General features: G+C 69.7%; 12 protein-coding genes. 4 read left to right on the top strand and 8 right to left on the bottom strand.

All coding sequences use genetic code 11. From position 1 onward, the window contains the following. Positions 1–196 precede the first annotated feature (196 nt). From ACRX5W_RS24540 to ACRX5W_RS24530, 3 genes are all read right to left on the bottom strand, one after another. Positions 197–1,858 carry a FadD3 family acyl-CoA ligase gene (locus ACRX5W_RS24540; protein ID WP_436790452.1) on the bottom strand — a complete coding sequence of 554 codons (1,662 nt, stop codon included), beginning with the start codon at positions 1,856–1,858 and terminating at the stop codon, positions 197–199. Between the two features lie 246 nt (positions 1,859–2,104). After that, on the bottom strand, positions 2,105–2,320 hold the full coding sequence (locus tag ACRX5W_RS24535; RefSeq protein ID WP_436790451.1) for a hypothetical protein: 216 nt from the start codon (positions 2,318–2,320) through the stop codon (positions 2,105–2,107). Positions 2,321–2,370: 50 nt separating this feature from the next. Further along, positions 2,371–3,720, bottom strand: coding sequence for an ABC transporter substrate-binding protein (locus ACRX5W_RS24530; protein WP_436790450.1), 1,350 nt, complete (start codon positions 3,718–3,720; stop codon positions 2,371–2,373). Between the two features lie 132 nt (positions 3,721–3,852). On the opposite strand from ACRX5W_RS24530, the gene ACRX5W_RS24525 reads away from it, so the two are divergent. Continuing rightward, the gene (locus tag ACRX5W_RS24525) at positions 3,853–4,302 is read left to right on the top strand and encodes a nuclear transport factor 2 family protein (RefSeq protein ID WP_436790449.1); all 450 of its coding nucleotides are present in this window, start codon (positions 3,853–3,855) and stop codon (positions 4,300–4,302) included. A gap of 57 nt (positions 4,303–4,359) precedes the next feature. On the opposite strand, the gene ACRX5W_RS24520 is transcribed toward ACRX5W_RS24525, so the two are convergent. After that, positions 4,360–5,139, bottom strand: a complete 780-nt coding sequence (locus ACRX5W_RS24520; RefSeq protein WP_436790448.1) for an enoyl-CoA hydratase-related protein — start codon at positions 5,137–5,139, stop codon at positions 4,360–4,362. Positions 5,140–5,525: 386 nt separating this feature from the next. On the opposite strand from ACRX5W_RS24520, the gene ACRX5W_RS24515 reads away from it, so the two are divergent. Both ACRX5W_RS24515 and ACRX5W_RS24510 read left to right on the top strand, forming a co-directional pair. Next, complete coding sequence (locus ACRX5W_RS24515) at positions 5,526–6,287, top strand: GntR family transcriptional regulator (RefSeq protein WP_436790447.1); 762 nt, start codon at positions 5,526–5,528, stop codon at positions 6,285–6,287. A gap of 301 nt (positions 6,288–6,588) precedes the next feature. Next, positions 6,589–8,223, top strand: coding sequence for an AMP-binding protein (locus tag ACRX5W_RS24510; protein WP_436790446.1), 1,635 nt, complete (start codon positions 6,589–6,591; stop codon positions 8,221–8,223). Between the two features lie 126 nt (positions 8,224–8,349). On the opposite strand, the gene ACRX5W_RS24505 is transcribed toward ACRX5W_RS24510, so the two are convergent. The 4 genes from ACRX5W_RS24505 to ACRX5W_RS24490 form a co-directional block, all read right to left on the bottom strand. Beyond that, positions 8,350–9,078, bottom strand: a complete 729-nt coding sequence (locus ACRX5W_RS24505) for a hypothetical protein (RefSeq protein WP_436790445.1) — start codon at positions 9,076–9,078, stop codon at positions 8,350–8,352. A gap of 185 nt (positions 9,079–9,263) precedes the next feature. Beyond that, positions 9,264–9,716 (bottom strand): spore-associated protein, encoded by a 453-nt coding sequence (locus ACRX5W_RS24500; RefSeq protein ID WP_436790444.1) that lies wholly within the window; start codon positions 9,714–9,716, stop codon positions 9,264–9,266. A 200-nt stretch (positions 9,717–9,916) separates the two neighbouring features. Next, complete coding sequence (locus ACRX5W_RS24495) at positions 9,917–10,648, bottom strand: response regulator (protein ID WP_436790443.1); 732 nt, start codon at positions 10,646–10,648, stop codon at positions 9,917–9,919. Beyond that, the gene (locus ACRX5W_RS24490; RefSeq protein ID WP_436790442.1) at positions 10,645–12,303 is read right to left on the bottom strand and encodes a sensor histidine kinase; all 1,659 of its coding nucleotides are present in this window, start codon (positions 12,301–12,303) and stop codon (positions 10,645–10,647) included. The genes ACRX5W_RS24495 and ACRX5W_RS24490 overlap by 4 nt, the downstream gene beginning before the upstream one ends. Before the next feature lie 389 nt (positions 12,304–12,692). Between ACRX5W_RS24490 and dctA the strand changes: the two genes are divergently transcribed. Continuing rightward, positions 12,693–14,126 (top strand): C4-dicarboxylate transporter DctA, encoded by a 1,434-nt coding sequence (gene dctA, locus ACRX5W_RS24485; RefSeq protein ID WP_436790441.1) that lies wholly within the window; start codon positions 12,693–12,695, stop codon positions 14,124–14,126. Positions 14,127–14,203: the final 77 nt, after the last annotated feature.

Below are 14,203 nucleotides of genomic sequence, written 5' to 3'. Positions count from 1 at the left end.
GGCTCCAATGCCGAACACGGGTCGAACGCGGTGGCGTCTACGTCAATTCGTGTGATCGGGGACCTGGCGCGGCACGCTTGGCGCCCGGGAAACGTTCCCGATGTAGGGAAGGGTCGGGCGTGAGCGGGGCCTTCGTCCTGGACACCGAATCCGACCGGCAACATCACGTGTGCCGTGGTGCCGCACGTCCGTGGCGTCAGATGCGCGGAGACACAAGCCGGCTGCGCAGCTCGCCCTTGAGGACCTTGCCCGAGGCGTTGACGGGAAGGTCGTCGACGATGTGGACCTGGCGGGGGACCTTGTAGTTCGCCATGTGTTCGCGGGACCAGGCGATCAGTTCGGGGCCGGTGATCTCGGCGTCGCGGCGCGGGACGACGAATGCGGCGCCGACCTCGCCCATGCGGGTGTCCGGGACGCCGACGACGGCGCTGCGGGCGATGGCGGGGTGGCTCTCCAGGATCTTCTCGATCTCCGCCGGGTAGGCGTTGAAGCCGCCGACGATGAACATGTCCTTGATGCGGTCGGTGATTCGGATGCGCCCGTTCTCGTCGATCCGGCCGATGTCGCCGGTGTGCAGCCAGCCGTCCGCGTCGATCGTGACGGCTGTTTCCTGCTCCTCGCCGAAGTAGCCCCGCATGACGGCGTATCCGCGCACGACGATCTCGCCCTCGGCGCCGTTGTCGGTGGGTTTGTTGTCGCGGTCGACGATGCGGACCTCCAGGCCGGGCAGTGGGCGGCCCACCGTGGAGGTGATGATCTCCAGAGGGTCGTCGTAGCGGCACATCGAGACGATGTTGCAGGATTCGGTGAGTCCGTAGCCGGCGACGATGTGCTCGAAGCCCATCTCCTCGCGCACCCGGTGCAGCAAACTGGGCGGAACGTTCGTCGCGCCGGTGACCGCGAGCCGTACGTGGGCGACACCTTCGCGGGTGAAGTCCGGATGCTCCAGCATCGTCTGGTAGAGCGTCGGGGTACCGGGCAGCACGGTGACCCGCTCGTCGCGGACGACGTCAAGCAAGTGCGGCACGTCCAGCGTGCGTTCGGGCAGCGCGGTGGCGCCGACGATGAGACACGCGAGCCATCCGGCCTTGTAGCCGAACCCGTGGAAGAACGGGTTCACGATCAGGTAGCGGTCGCCTTCGCGCAGCCCGACGACCGCGGACCACACGGCGTAGGCCCGCAGCGTCTGGCCGTGGGTGCACATCGCGCCCTTGGGGTTGCCCGTCGTGCCGGACGTGAAGAGCATGTCGGACAGGTCGCCCGGGCCGATCTCCGCGATCCGCCGGGCCAGTTCCCGGTCCGAGACGCGGGCGCCCGAGGCGATGAAGTCGTCCCACGTGGTCGGCCGCAGTTCGGACCCTTCGGACATCGCGACCAGCCGCTCCAGATCGGACAGTTCCGCACACGGTCGGCCGTCACCCGGGCCCCCGGTGGCGGCCGACAACGACGCGGGGTAGTCGCGGCCGAGGAACTCGCCGACGACGCACAGCACTCGGCTCAGGCTCTTGCGCAGGATGTACGCAGCCTCGTCGCCCTTGAACCGCGTGTTCAGCGGAACCAGGACGCCGCCCGCGCGCTGGAGGCCGAGCGCGGCGATCATCCACCGCGCGCTGTTCGGCCCCCACACCGCGACCCGGTCCCCTTTCACGACGCCCGCCGCGATGAACGCCTTCGCCGCGGCGGTGGCCTCGGCATCCAAGTCGGCGTAGGACAAGCGGAGTTCGCCGTCGACGACGGCTTCGCTGTCGCCGAGCCGGGCTGCCGCGTCCGTCAGCAGCCCGCTGATGGTGCCCCAGCGCAGGTCGGCGCGCGGATCGGTGAAGCCGTCGGGATCGGCGGCGGGCGACAGGGAAGCCACGGCTACCTCCACAGGTGGGCAGGGCGGATGTTGCCGGTCACGTGACGCGACTTGTCACCGGCCAGGCAGGCGACCGGACGCGCGACGCCGATCGGCTGTAGGCAGGGGGATCGGCATGGCCGGCATCGCGGGGGAGGCGAGCTCGGCGTCGGCGCGGGTGGGGTTTTCGAGGTCGGGCCGGAAGGCCTTGCAGACGAGATTGTTGTGCAGGAGGCGGGCCATCGACGTTCGTCGGGTGGATCGCGTTCATGCGGAGCCGCCGACGAAGCCTTCGACGAGCGTGCATCGGGCAGATGCCCGCGTTGCGCACACCACGCCGAGGCGCCCGAACTCCGCGAGTCCCTGGTCGACCGCGCCCTTCAGCCCCGCCCGGTCGCGGACGTCGGCCTGGAGCGCGACGATCCGGCGGCCGAGCTGCTCGACCTCCTTGCGGGTCGTGACGAGATCGTCCGGCCTGCCCACTGGGTGTCCTTTCCTGTCCGATCCCGTGCCGGTACGGCCGTTCGGCGGTCTCAGTCCTTCTTGAGCAAGGGGGAGTCCGTGTTCGACAGGTGCTGGGGGCGGTAGTAGCCGCGGAAGTGGAGTTCGCCGCCGCGGAGTTCGCGGATGGTGAGGAAGTCGCCCTTGTAGCCGCGGTGGTCGTATTCGGCGAACGTGATGCAACAGCCGGGACCGCCGTTGGTGCACGGCATCCACTTGATCTGCTCCAGGCCGATCTTGACCTGCTCCGGCGTGGCGATACGGGCGTTTCCGATCCCGTGGATCGCCGCGCGGGCGGTGTCGTACGACAGCGCCACGACCACGTTGCGGGTCACCCGTCCGAAGCGCGCCTCGAACCGTTCGAGCATGGCCTCGTAGTTCGGGTTGGTGCCGTCCTCGCCGAGCTGGTCGACTCCGTGCCAGCCTTCGAGCCCTTCTGCCCACGCGTTGGAGTTGGAGTAGAACATGAAGGCGGTGCCCATGAACCGCGGCGGGTCCCAGTCGAGCGCCTTGAAGGCCTTGGCGAAGTTGAACGTGGCGTAGCCGTAGCCCATGTACACGATGGCCTCGGCGCCCTGGTCGCGCATGGCGGCCAGGTTCTCCCGGAAGTTCTTCGGGTTGGGCCCGAGCCGGGTCTCCCTGAGGACGTCCAGTTCGTAGTGGCGGGCCGCGGCGCGGAAATGGTCGGCGTACAGGTCGCCGGAGGAGCCCTGCTCCCAGAAGAACCCGACCTTCTTGTAGCCCTCGCGGTGGCACCAGTCGGCGCCCATCCAGCCTTCGACGGGGATGTCGCCGTTGGCCACGGTGAAGCAGTACTCGCCGGCGAAGCGCGTCGTCCCGGTCCAACCGATGCACGGGACGCCGGTGGCGTTGACGGTGTCCTGGAGGTTCACCGAGTTGTCGGAGATGAACGGGCCGATCACGACCACGCAACCGGCGTCGACGAGCTTTTGGTAGCCGAGGCGGACCTTGCGGTAATTCTCCCGGGGAAGCCCGCGGGCGTCGACCGTGACGATCTCCACGGGCCGGTCGTAGACGCCTTCGTTCAGGGCGTCCTCCACCGCGAGGATGATCGGGTCCATGAGGTCGGCGGTGAGCTGCCCGAGGTCCATGTCGATCAGCACGCCGATCTTCACCGGTTCGAACGGGTCGCCCTGCGTCACCACGCCCCGCGTGGGCGGGTGGATGACGATCGACTCGACGGGACGTTCGCCGATGGCCCCGCTGCCCTGGTACCAGAGTTCGTTGAGGTACGCGCCGGTCTGCGCGGTGTCCGTGCCGGAGCGGACCGTGGACACGGCTCGGTCCGGCTGGGCGATTGAGTGGTCGATCGGGGCCGCGAACATGCGTTCGGCGTAACGCGGGCTGTCCTCACCGGGCATCGATGGCCTCCTTGGTCCGACCCCTGGCGGCAGGAACGGGTGGAACACTTTCGACAAGTTATATATAAAATTTAAACTACGCCAGGCATGTGAGGGCGCGTACCCGGGTGCCATGAGAAGGAGCCGTGTGCAATGACTCGACCGGCCGAGCGGGATGCCGTATCGAACAGCACGTCGACCGGCGCGGATGTCGCCGACGAGTTGGCCGTGCGCAACGTCCTGGCGCGTATCGCGCACTACTCCGACGCGGGGGAACTGGAGGACTACGGGCGCCAGTTCACCGAAGACGCACGGTGGGAGATGCCAGGGGTGCCGGTCAAGCGCAGCCGCGCGGAGATCGTCGCCGCGGGTGCCGCGCGCCGCGCGATCGGCGAGACCGGTCCGGGCAGCGCCAGCCGTCACGTCGTCGGCACCATCGCGGTCACCGTGCACGGGGACACCGCCGTAGCCGACTCGTACTGGCAGTTCTACGTCGACACCACGACCTCGCCGACGCTGCGCCTGATGGGCGCCTACCGGGACACGTTCCGCAGGACTCCGCGCGGCTGGCAACTCTCCGAACGGCTCGTCACCGTGGGCTGAGCCGTCGCGGACGGGCGGGCACACGGTAACGGCTGTCCGGCGCGCAGGCTCCGGCGCTCAGGCCCGCTGTCCGGTCACGGCGGCGCGCACGCGCTGCACGGCCTCGGTGAACTCCGGGCGCCCCACCGACCACTCCTGGGCGGCCAGTTCGACGGCCGCCGCAGCGGAGACATCGGACAACGCGGCGTTCTGGCGCAGGCTCTGCTTCGTCCGGCGCACGAGGGCAGCGGAACGGTCGGCCGCGCGCCCGGCCAGCCGCGACGCGGTGGGGAGCAGGTCGGCCTCGGGCACGCACCGCCAGGCCAGGCCGTGTCGTACGGCCTCCTCGCCGTCGAGTGTGTCGCCGCACAGGACCATGGCCGCAGCCCCCTGGGCCCCCACCCGGCGGACGAGATGCCACAGGTGGCCGCCGCCGGGGTGGATGGCCAGGTCGAGGAACCGCGGGTCGAAGCGCGCCGCGGGCGTCGTCACCACGACGTCGCAGACCAGCGGCAGGCTCACACCCGCGCCGACGGCCGGGCCGCCGACGGCGGCGATGGTCGGCACCGGTGCCTCCCACAGCCGTGCCATGCCGGCGTACATCTCCGCCAGCGGGGTGCTGCGCTTCAGCAGCCCGTCCAGTGAGCCCCCCGCGCAGAACACCGGCGGGTGGGCGCTCAACACCAGGGCGCGTGCTCCCTGTTCCAGTGCCGCGTCGACGGCCTGCGCCAGATCGTCGCTCAGCCGTTTCGAAAGGGCGTTGCGCTGGGCCGGATCGTCGAGCACGAGGTGCCCGACGCCGTCATCAACCGTCAGCTTGACCAGGCCGTTTGTCGGTCCTTCCGCCTGTGCGCGCATTTGCCGCCTTCTCCTCGAAGATCAACAAAGTTGCATTTTATCTTGAATACTTGATTGAGATTCGCAGGACGTCCCTCCGTGTCCGGGACTGTCGAGCCGTGGAGGAGGTCGGAACGGGCCCGCGCGAGGGTGTCCCGTGGCGAGCTCCGACGTGGCGTCGGGCCGCCGGGGCCGGCCGCACCCCGCCGGTGCCCTTTCGGGCCTGCGGCTCGGCGGTATGTGACATCATATTAAGGATTGAATATTTTCCGTCCGTCCGGGGCGTCATCGGCGGGCACGGCGGACCAACACCGTTCGCGGCGGCTGCGAAGGCGAAATCAGCAGGCCGGTGGCCTGCTAGGTTTAGTTGCCCACCCGGCGCCGCATGGCATTTGACCCCTGAGGGAGTGAGAGCGATTCCCCGCCCGAAGCAGCACCTCGAATCTCCCCTTCCCTCGTACGACCGGGCGAGCACGGTGCTCCCGGGCGAGCATCTCCAGCGGCCGAGCAGCGGGGAGCAGGTGCGGCTTTACGTCCGCCGGCTGATCTTCGACGCGGTGCTGAAGCAAGGGCAGCGGGTGCCGCAGGACGCGATCGCGCAGGCGCTCGGCGTCTCGCGGGTGCCGGTGAGAGAGGCTCTGCTCACACTGGAGCGCGAGGGGTGGGTGACGATCGTCCCGCATCGCGGGGTGTTCGTGAACAGCCTCGACGAGCAGTCGGTCTGGGACCACTACGAGCTTTACGGCCTGTTCTACGGCTTCGGTGTACGCCGCGCCGTCGAACGCGAGGGGTCGCAGCTCGCCGTCCGGGTCGAGCCCATCGAGAAGAAGATCTCCAAGGCCAAGGGCCCGTCGAAGCTCTACGAGTTCACCATGGCGTTCCACCGCACGATCATCGACGCCGCGCATTCGCCACGGTTGCGCGCGATCCTGCGGCAGATGACCGACCTCGTGCCCGGCAACTTCTTTGAGCTGGTGCCCGGCAGCGACGTGGTCACCAAGGAAGGCGCAGCCGCGATTCTCGAGGCGATCCGAAACGGCGACCCGGACGACGCGAACCGCGCGTACGCGGCGATGCTGCGCCGTCAAGGCGAGCAGGTCGTGAAATTGTTCCGCAGCCGCGGCATTTTCGACGCCGGAGCCGACGAGGCGGAGAGCGTCTCCGGCTGAGGCGGCGATTCGGCTGTCGCGGTTCCACGGGGCCGGAACGGACCGGGAGTTACCCGGCGGTCGTTCTCCGCGAACCACCGGAGACGGCAAGACAGCAAGCCGAAGCACGGGGCCGGTGCCTGCCCTGCCCGAAGGTCTCGGGGGTTGCCCGCGTCCCCTGATGGTGATCGCTTCCGGTACCCACAGGCCGGGCCGGCGGGCTCTCTACCCGCCCAGGCTGATGTTAGATACATTATTCAAAATGACCTTCCTGTCGGGTGTGCGGCGGTGCGGGGTCTCGCGAAGGCCGGAAGGAACGCGCGTGGCGGACTGGGTGGACGTCGACCAAATGACGATGCTCGACCTGGTGGACCGGCGGCTCGCATCCGATCCGGACGGTCCGTTCCTCGACCTCTGCGGCACGACGTACACGGCCGCCGAGTTGGACCGCGAGGCGAACCGCGTGGCCAACGCCCTTGCCGGCCTGGGATTGGGGCACGGCATGACCGTGGCGACGATCCTGGAGAACAGCCCGGCGGCCGTTCTCGCCTGGTTCGCCGTCCACAAGCTCGGTGCCGTGGCCGTACCCGTGAACACCGCGCTCAAGGGCCCGCTCCTGAGGCACCAGCTCTCCGACGCCGCCGCCTCCGTGATCGTCGTCCAGGACGACTTGGCCGAGCGCGTGGCAGACGTGCTGGACGGACTGCCGTCCGTACGGCATCTGGTCGTCGTGGGGGAGGGTTCGTCCGATCTGCCCACGGGCAGCCGGGTCGCCGTCGGTGCGTGGCAGGATCTGCTCACCGCCGACGACGCGCGCCCGAGCGTCCTGGTCCGACCCGCGGACCTCGGCACGATCGTCTACACGGGCGGTACGACAGGCCCGTCCAAAGGCTGCGCGCTCAGCCACAACTACCACCTGACCATCGCGCGCCAGATCATCTCCTCCTGGGGCCGTACGCCCGAGGACGTGGTCTGGAGTCCGCTGCCGCTGTTCCACTTCAACGCGATCAGCTGCATGCTCACCGGGACGCTGATCAGCGGCGGGCGGGCCGCGCTGTCGCGGCGGTTCTCCGTGTCCGGCTTCTGGCCGGAGATCAACCGCACAGGGGCAACGATCGCCTCGCTGCTGGGTTCGCCGGCCATCCTGGTGGCTCGCGCACAGGACCACCCCGAGGCCAAGAACGCGGGCACGCCCGAAGCCAACACCACGCTGCGGCTGTTGACGGGAGCACCGATGCCTCCCGAAATCGAGGACACCTACCGCCGGCGGTTCGGCACCGGCACCTTCTCCAACGCCTACGGCACCACCGAGGCGTCGCTCATCTCCTGGCTGCCGCCGGGACGGCCGGGGCGTTCGGGCTCCGCGGGGATCGTGAACTCCGATGCCTTCATCGTCAAGGTGTTCGACGACAACGACCGTGAGGTGCCGGTCGGTGAGAACGGGGAGATCGTCTGCCGCCCCCGGATGCCGCACGTCATGTTCGAGGGGTACTGGCAGCGCCCCGAAGCGACCGTCGCCGCCTGGCGCAACCTGTGGTTCCACACGGGCGACATCGGCCGCGTCGACGAGGACGGCTACCTGTATTTCGCCGGCCGCAAAGCGGAGTACATCCGCCGCCGCGGCGAGAACATCTCGACGTGGGAGCTGGAGAAGGTCTTCCACGAGCACCCGGAGATCAAGGACGTGTGCGTCCATGCGGTCGCCGGCGACGTCGGCGAGGACGACGTCAAAGCGACCGTCGTCCTCCGGGAAGGCGCGGCGCTCACCGAGGAGGCGCTGTGCCGGTGGGCCATCGACCACCTGCCCTACTACGCCGTGCCGCGCTACGTCGAGTTCCGCGCGAAGCTCCCGCTCAGCGAGACCGGGCGCAGCACCAAGCACGTGCTGACGGACGAGGGCGTCACCGAGTCGACGTGGGATCGCGACGCCGCCGGGGTGACCTTCGCGCGTCGGTGACGAGAGCCGTCCTCACGGGGCCGTGCGCCCCGGACCGCTCCCCGCACGCGGAGCCGGGCCGACAGGGGTGCCAGGCGGCGCGGGCCGGGGCCGCGCGTGACCGGCGGCGCGGCTGTCCGGAGCGCGTCAGTCGGTCCAGTCCGTGCGATCGGAGCGGGCCGGTTGGCGGCCGGTGCGGTGGGGGGAGAGCGGGGCGTCGACCAGCAGGATCCGGTCGCGGTTCTCCACCAGTTCGGAGTCGGCCAGCAGGTGGTCACGGCCGCGGACGAGGTCTTTCTCGGCCGCGGCCCACGCCTCCCAGGTCGGGATTGTCCACAACAGGATGCACTCGCTGCCGGCGCCCAGGGCCGTGTACCAGGCGCCGGTCAGCCGCCAGTCGGTGGCCTTGGCCGCGGCGTCCGCGTTGTCGGCCACGTGGTCGAGCAGATCCCAGGCCCTTTTCCGCGGCACGGTGATCACCTCGTGGGCGTAGACCTCGCCGCCCCGCGACGGAGACGCGCACAGCTCCTCGATCGTCGGTATGGACGAGTGCGGGACGAGCAGCCGGTCGTACCCGCCCGAGCGCAGGTCCGCCGCCGCCGCCCACCACTTCTCCAACGCCGGGTCCTGGAGCAGCGCGTTGCCCAACTCCAGGCGGAACGACGACGCGAGCCCGTCGAACCCGTCCTCCTCCCAGATGTTGACCACCTGGGGCCACGGCCCGGTACTGCCCACCACGCCCCACACCCCGTAACAGAGCTGATCGCGCTGCTCCTGCGCGATCGGGCTCCAGTTGGCCGTCATGTGGTGCATGTACCGGGCGCGGTTCTGCTTGGTGATGTCGATGAACTCGTGGATGTACACCTTGGTGTTCAAGCGTGCCTCCAGTGGGGGACCGGACCCTGGGCATTCTTTGATTCATGATGTTTTATATAAAGTAGGGCGGCGGTGCAGCCCGGTCCAGGGCAGTGTCGCGCGGTCCCTCAAGTCGGGGCGGGCGCCCACCGGTTGGGGTGTGGGGCGTGGGGTCGGTCGGTGGGCGCCCGTGCCGTCGGGGTGGGTCAGTTGGTGTAGGTGACCCGGTGCTCTTGCAGGCGCCCGCAGTTGGAGCCGGTCACCTGGACGTGGACCTGCTGGATGTGGCCGCCCCAGTCGACGCAGTGTCCCTTGCCGGTGGCGTAGACCGGGCCCGCGTACGACGTGAAGTCGCCGTTGTCCTCCGCGTATTCCTCGGTGTCGGGGATGAACACCCACGAGGACGCCTCCACGGCGGCCCCCGGATTGTTGCGGATGGTCGCCACGCAGTTCTTGCCGTTGGCCGCGTTGTACGTCAGGTAGACGGTGCCCAGCGAGCCGACGGGCGCCGAGTTCACCGTCTTGTAGTCGGCGCCGCAGACCTTCTGCGGTGTGGTGTTGGGCGCGGCCGAGACGGGCGTGGCCGCAGCCGCCGCGGCCCCGAACGCCAAGGCCGTCAACGCGGCGGTGGGCAGGGCAAGGCGTGTGGCGCTGCTCATGGGTCCTCCTGGTGACCGTTGCGCGGTCTGACTGAGTTGCTTGGATGCATGGAAACCCACACAACACAAAGGCGTGGTTTCACCCAGTTCATACCGGTATTCACAGCCACGGGCGGGGACCCTCACCCACACGCGGCGGGTCACGCTCGGCGGCGCGGCCCGCGGGCGGCCGGGCGTCAGTGCGGGCGTCAGTGCGAGCGTCAGTCGGGAGGGCCGTCGCCGAGCCAGCGGTAGACGTATTCGGGGCGGCCGGCGCCGCCGTACTTTGGTTCGCGTTGGACGAGGCGTCGGGCCGACAGATGGTCCAGGTAGCGGCGTGCGGTCGGACGCGACACGCCCACGGCGTCGGCGATGTCGGCGGCGGACACGCGGGTGCCGGTACGGAGTCGGGCCACGACCGCCTCCAACGTCGCGGTCGCCAGGCCCTTGGGGAGTGGTGGTGTCTGCGGCGCATTGCGCAGCGCCGCGAGGGCCTGGTCGACATCGTCCTGCCCCGCGGCCACGGCCTCACCCGGTTTCTCGGCGATGCGCCGGCGGTACTCGGCGTAGCCGTGCAGGCGTTCGCTGAAGGCGGCGAAGGAGAAGGGTTTCAGGAGGTAATGCACGACGCCGAGGGACACCGCCGAGCGTACGAGGGCCAGGTCCCGGGCGGAGGTGACCACGATGACGTCGGCCCGGTGGCCTCGGCCGCGCATGGTGCGGCACAGGTCGAGGCCGTGCATGTCGGGAAGGTAGAGGTCGAGCAGCACGAGATCGACCTCCCGGGTGGCGAGCATCCGCAGTGCCTCGGCGCCGAGGCCCGCGACGCCGACGATCTCGAATCCCGGTACGCGCTGGGCGAAGGCCGCGTGGGCCTCGGCCAGGACCGGGTCGTCCTCGACGACGAGCGTGCGGATCGCGGTCTCCCCGTCGCTGCCGCCTGTCTTCGTCATGGCCGCTCCGCCGCGGTGTCGAGGGGCAGCCGCACGGTGAACTCCGCACCGCCGTATGGGCTTTGCGTCACCGTGACCGTGCCGCCGTGTCGTTCGGTGATCTGTCGTACGAGGGCGAGGCCGAGGCCTCGTCCCTGAAGTCCCTGGGGGGCCTTGGTGCTCCACCCCCGCTCGAAGATCCGGGCGGCGCTCTCGTCGTTCACGCCGGGGCCGCTGTCGGCGACCACGAGGACCAGTTCCGCGGGCGATCCGGCGCCGGGCTCAATGCGGACGTCGACGATGCGGGGCGGCGGCGCCGACGCGGCGGCGTCGATGGCGTTGTCCACGAGGTTGCCCAGGATGGTCACCAGGTCACCGGATTCGCAGTACGCCTCCAAGTCGGGCGCGTGGTCGGCGGTCACCGTGAGCCGTATGCCGCGTTCGGCCGCCTGCGCGTGTTTGCCGAACAACAAGGCGGCGACGACGGGTTCGCGTACTTCGGTGGTGAGTCGGTCGGCCAGGAGCTGGGACGCGGCGAGTTCGCCGGTCGCGAAGCGCACTGCCTCCTCGGGGCGCCCGAGTTCGACCAGGGAGACCACGGTGTGGAGCCGATTTCCGGCCTCGTGTGCGGAGGCCCTCAGGGCTTCGGCGAAGCTGCGTACCTCGTCGAGTTCGCCGACCAGCGCCCGGAGTTCGGTGTGGTCGCGCAGCGTGGCGACAGCGCCGAGCACGTGCCCGTCGCGTTCCGTCGCCTTGACATTGACGGTCAGTACGCGGTCGCCGGCCATGTGAATCTCGTCGTCGGCGGTACGTCCGGCGGCGAGCGTCGCGGCCAGTGTGTCGTCGAGCCCGAGTTCGCGCACGTGGCGGCCTTCCGAGCCAGGGGGCAGCGTGAGAAGCCTGGTGGCCTCGTCGTTCGCGAGCAGCATGCGTCCGTCGCCGTCGAGGACGACCAGACCCTCGCGTACGGCGTGCAGCACCGCGTCGTGGTGCTCGTACACGCGCCGCAGTTCGTCGGGCCCGAGACCGAGGGTCTGGCGGCGCAGCCGGCGGTGGACCGCACCGGCCGCGGCGCACGCGACCACGAGGGCTCCGGCCGCGATCAACGCGACCAGCGGGATGTCGTCCTGCACCAAGGCGTCGATGTGCCGCTCCGTCACCCCGACGGCGACGAGCGCGACCGGGGGCCCCCCCGGGGCCGCGTCGGGGGCTGCGAACACGGGCACGACGGCGCGCATGGACGGGCCCAGCGAGCCGGTGTAGGACTCGGTGAACGCCTCGCCGCGCACCGCCTCGTCGATGTGGCCGATGAAGCGGTGCCCGATCAGCGTGGGATCGGGATGCGTGAAGCGGATCCCCGCGGTCGACATGACGACGACGAAGTCGACGGCGTTCTCGTGGCGGACGTACTCGGCGACCGGCTGGAGGCGTGCCGAGGGGTCCGCGGACGCGACCGCCTCGGCGACGCCGGGGGCTCGGGCGAACGTGCGGGCCACCGCGAGGGCGCGGTCGCGGGCGGCGTCTTCGGCCGACTCCTCCAACGTGTGCACCGTGACCAGTGAACCGGCGGTGATCAGCAGAAGCACCAGCGCCAACTGCCACAGCAGTACCTGCCCGGCGATGCTCGGACGGAGGCGGCGGCGGGCCGGTGGAGGGGTGGTGCGGGTGTCGCTCACGAAAACTGCGGCCTCGGACGTACTCGGTGATTCCCGGAAGTCATCGAAATCCTCCGGTGACAGCCCCGCCGTCAGGCGAGGAAGGGATCGGATTGCCTGCGGAACGGGGCGGGGGCCCGGCGACGTTCTCCGCCGTACCGGCGTCGGCCGTCGCCTCCCCCAGGCGTTTTGCCCTGGAAGTATGACCTCACCCAGGGCCGATGTGGCAACCCCCGATCCTGCGGCCTGCGCAGCCGGCGGCGGGCGTCCTCGGGCAATCGGTCGTGCGCGTAATGCGCGTAATAGGGATTTCGTCTTGTGAGGCGCGCCACAGTACCGGTCAGCAAGCCGTGTTTCCCCGAAGTTTCCGGACGGTTCCGGAATCGGACCTGACCGAGAAGGAGTCCGCCATGGCCGAGGCCATCCCGGCAGGGACTGCCGCCCCGACTCCCGGCGCCGGCGCAGCGCCGACCCGTCGCCGCTGGTACACCCAGCTCTACGTGTGGGTGCTCGTCGGCATCGCCGCCGGCGTCGTGGTCGGCGCCGCGTGGCCGTCGACGGGCGAGGAGCTGAAGCCGCTCGGCGACACGTTCGTCAACGCCATCAAGATGATCATCACTCCGATCATCTTCGTGACCGTCGTCACCGGCATCGCGGGCGTCGAGAACCTGCGCAGCGCGGGCCGCATCGGCTGGAAGTCACTGGTCTACTTCGAGGTGCTCACCACCGTGGCCCTGGTCCTCGGCCTGGTGGTGATGAACGTGCTGCGCCCCGGTGACGGAGTCCACGCCGACGTCGGAGCCATCCAGGTCACCGAGACCGCCCAGGGCTACATCGAGGAAGGCACGTCGCAGAGCTGGTGGCACTTCCTGACCGACCTCGTGCCGAGCAGCATCGTCGGCGCCTTCGCCGACGGCGACGTGCTCCAGGTGCTGTTCTTCGCGGTCCTGTTCGGCATTGCGATCAAGCTGGTCGGGCGGCCGGCCGCGGGCGTCGCCGCCGGCATCGAGAAGACCGGGCAGGTGTTGTTCTCGGTCCTGCGGATCGTGATGTACGCGGCTCCTGTCGGCGCGTTCGGAGCGATGGCCTTCACCGTCGGAAAGTACGGCCTGGACACCCTGACCAGCCTCGGCAGGCTCATCGCGATCTTCTACGGCACCAGCCTGTTCTTCGTGCTCGTCGTCCTCGGCATCGTGATGGCGGTCATCCGGCTCAACATCTTCCAACTGCTGCGCTACATGAAGGACGAGCTGCTCATCGTGCTCGGCACCTCGTCGAGCGAGACGGTCCTGCCCCGCGTGGTCACCAAGATGGAGAACCTGGGCGTACCCCGCCAGATCGCGGGCCTGACCGTGCCCACCGGCTATTCCTTCAACCTGGACGGCACCTGCATCTACCTGACCCTCGCAGGTCTCTACGTGGCCCAGGCGACGGACACGGCGCTGTCCTTCGGCCAGCAACTGGGCCTGCTGGGCGTGCTGTTGCTGACGTCGAAGGGCGCGGCGGGGGTCACCGGCTCGGGCTTCATCGTGCTGGCCGCCACACTGTCGACGGTCGGTCATGTGCCGGTGGCCGGGATCATGCTGGTCTTCGGCATCGACAAGTTCATGAGTGAGTGCCGGGCCCTGACCAACGTCTGCGGCAACAGCGTGGCGAGCCTCGTCGTCGCCGCGTGGGAAGGCGTCCTCGACCGCGACCGTGCCCGCAAGGTCCTCGCGGGCCACCCGGTCACCCCCATCGCCGAAGTCCCCACGAGCCACGTCGGCGCCCCCGACGTCCCCGCCGACCGTCCCGACCTCACCAAGTCGCCCACCGCCCCGACCCCGGCGGGGACGGTCGCGTAACCCGCCGACGGGTTCAACACCATCCGAACGCGGAGCCGGTCGCCCGGCGGTACGCGGTCCCTGGTGGATGCGCGGGG

The sequence above is a fragment of the Yinghuangia sp. YIM S10712 genome, assembly GCF_051388935.1.
Lineage (GTDB): Bacteria > Actinomycetota > Actinomycetes > Streptomycetales > Streptomycetaceae > Yinghuangia.
Note: the sequence above shows the minus strand (reverse complement) of the source record. Positions and strands in the feature narration are given on the sequence as shown.

Excerpts from the sequence above, each read along its gene's own strand:
- ACRX5W_RS24530 (WP_436790450.1), bottom strand. The coding sequence starts at position 3,720 with ATGCCCGGTGAGGACAGCCCGCGTTACGCCGAACGCATGTTCGCGGCC.
- ACRX5W_RS24525 (WP_436790449.1), top strand. The coding sequence starts at position 3,853 with ATGACTCGACCGGCCGAGCGGGATGCCGTATCGAACAGCACGTCGACC.
- ACRX5W_RS24520 (WP_436790448.1), bottom strand. The coding sequence starts at position 5,139 with ATGCGCGCACAGGCGGAAGGACCGACAAACGGCCTGGTCAAGCTGACG.
- ACRX5W_RS24500 (WP_436790444.1), bottom strand. The coding sequence starts at position 9,716 with ATGAGCAGCGCCACACGCCTTGCCCTGCCCACCGCCGCGTTGACGGCC.
- ACRX5W_RS24495 (WP_436790443.1), bottom strand. The coding sequence starts at position 10,648 with ATGACGAAGACAGGCGGCAGCGACGGGGAGACCGCGATCCGCACGCTC.
- dctA (WP_436790441.1), top strand. The coding sequence starts at position 12,693 with ATGGCCGAGGCCATCCCGGCAGGGACTGCCGCCCCGACTCCCGGCGCC.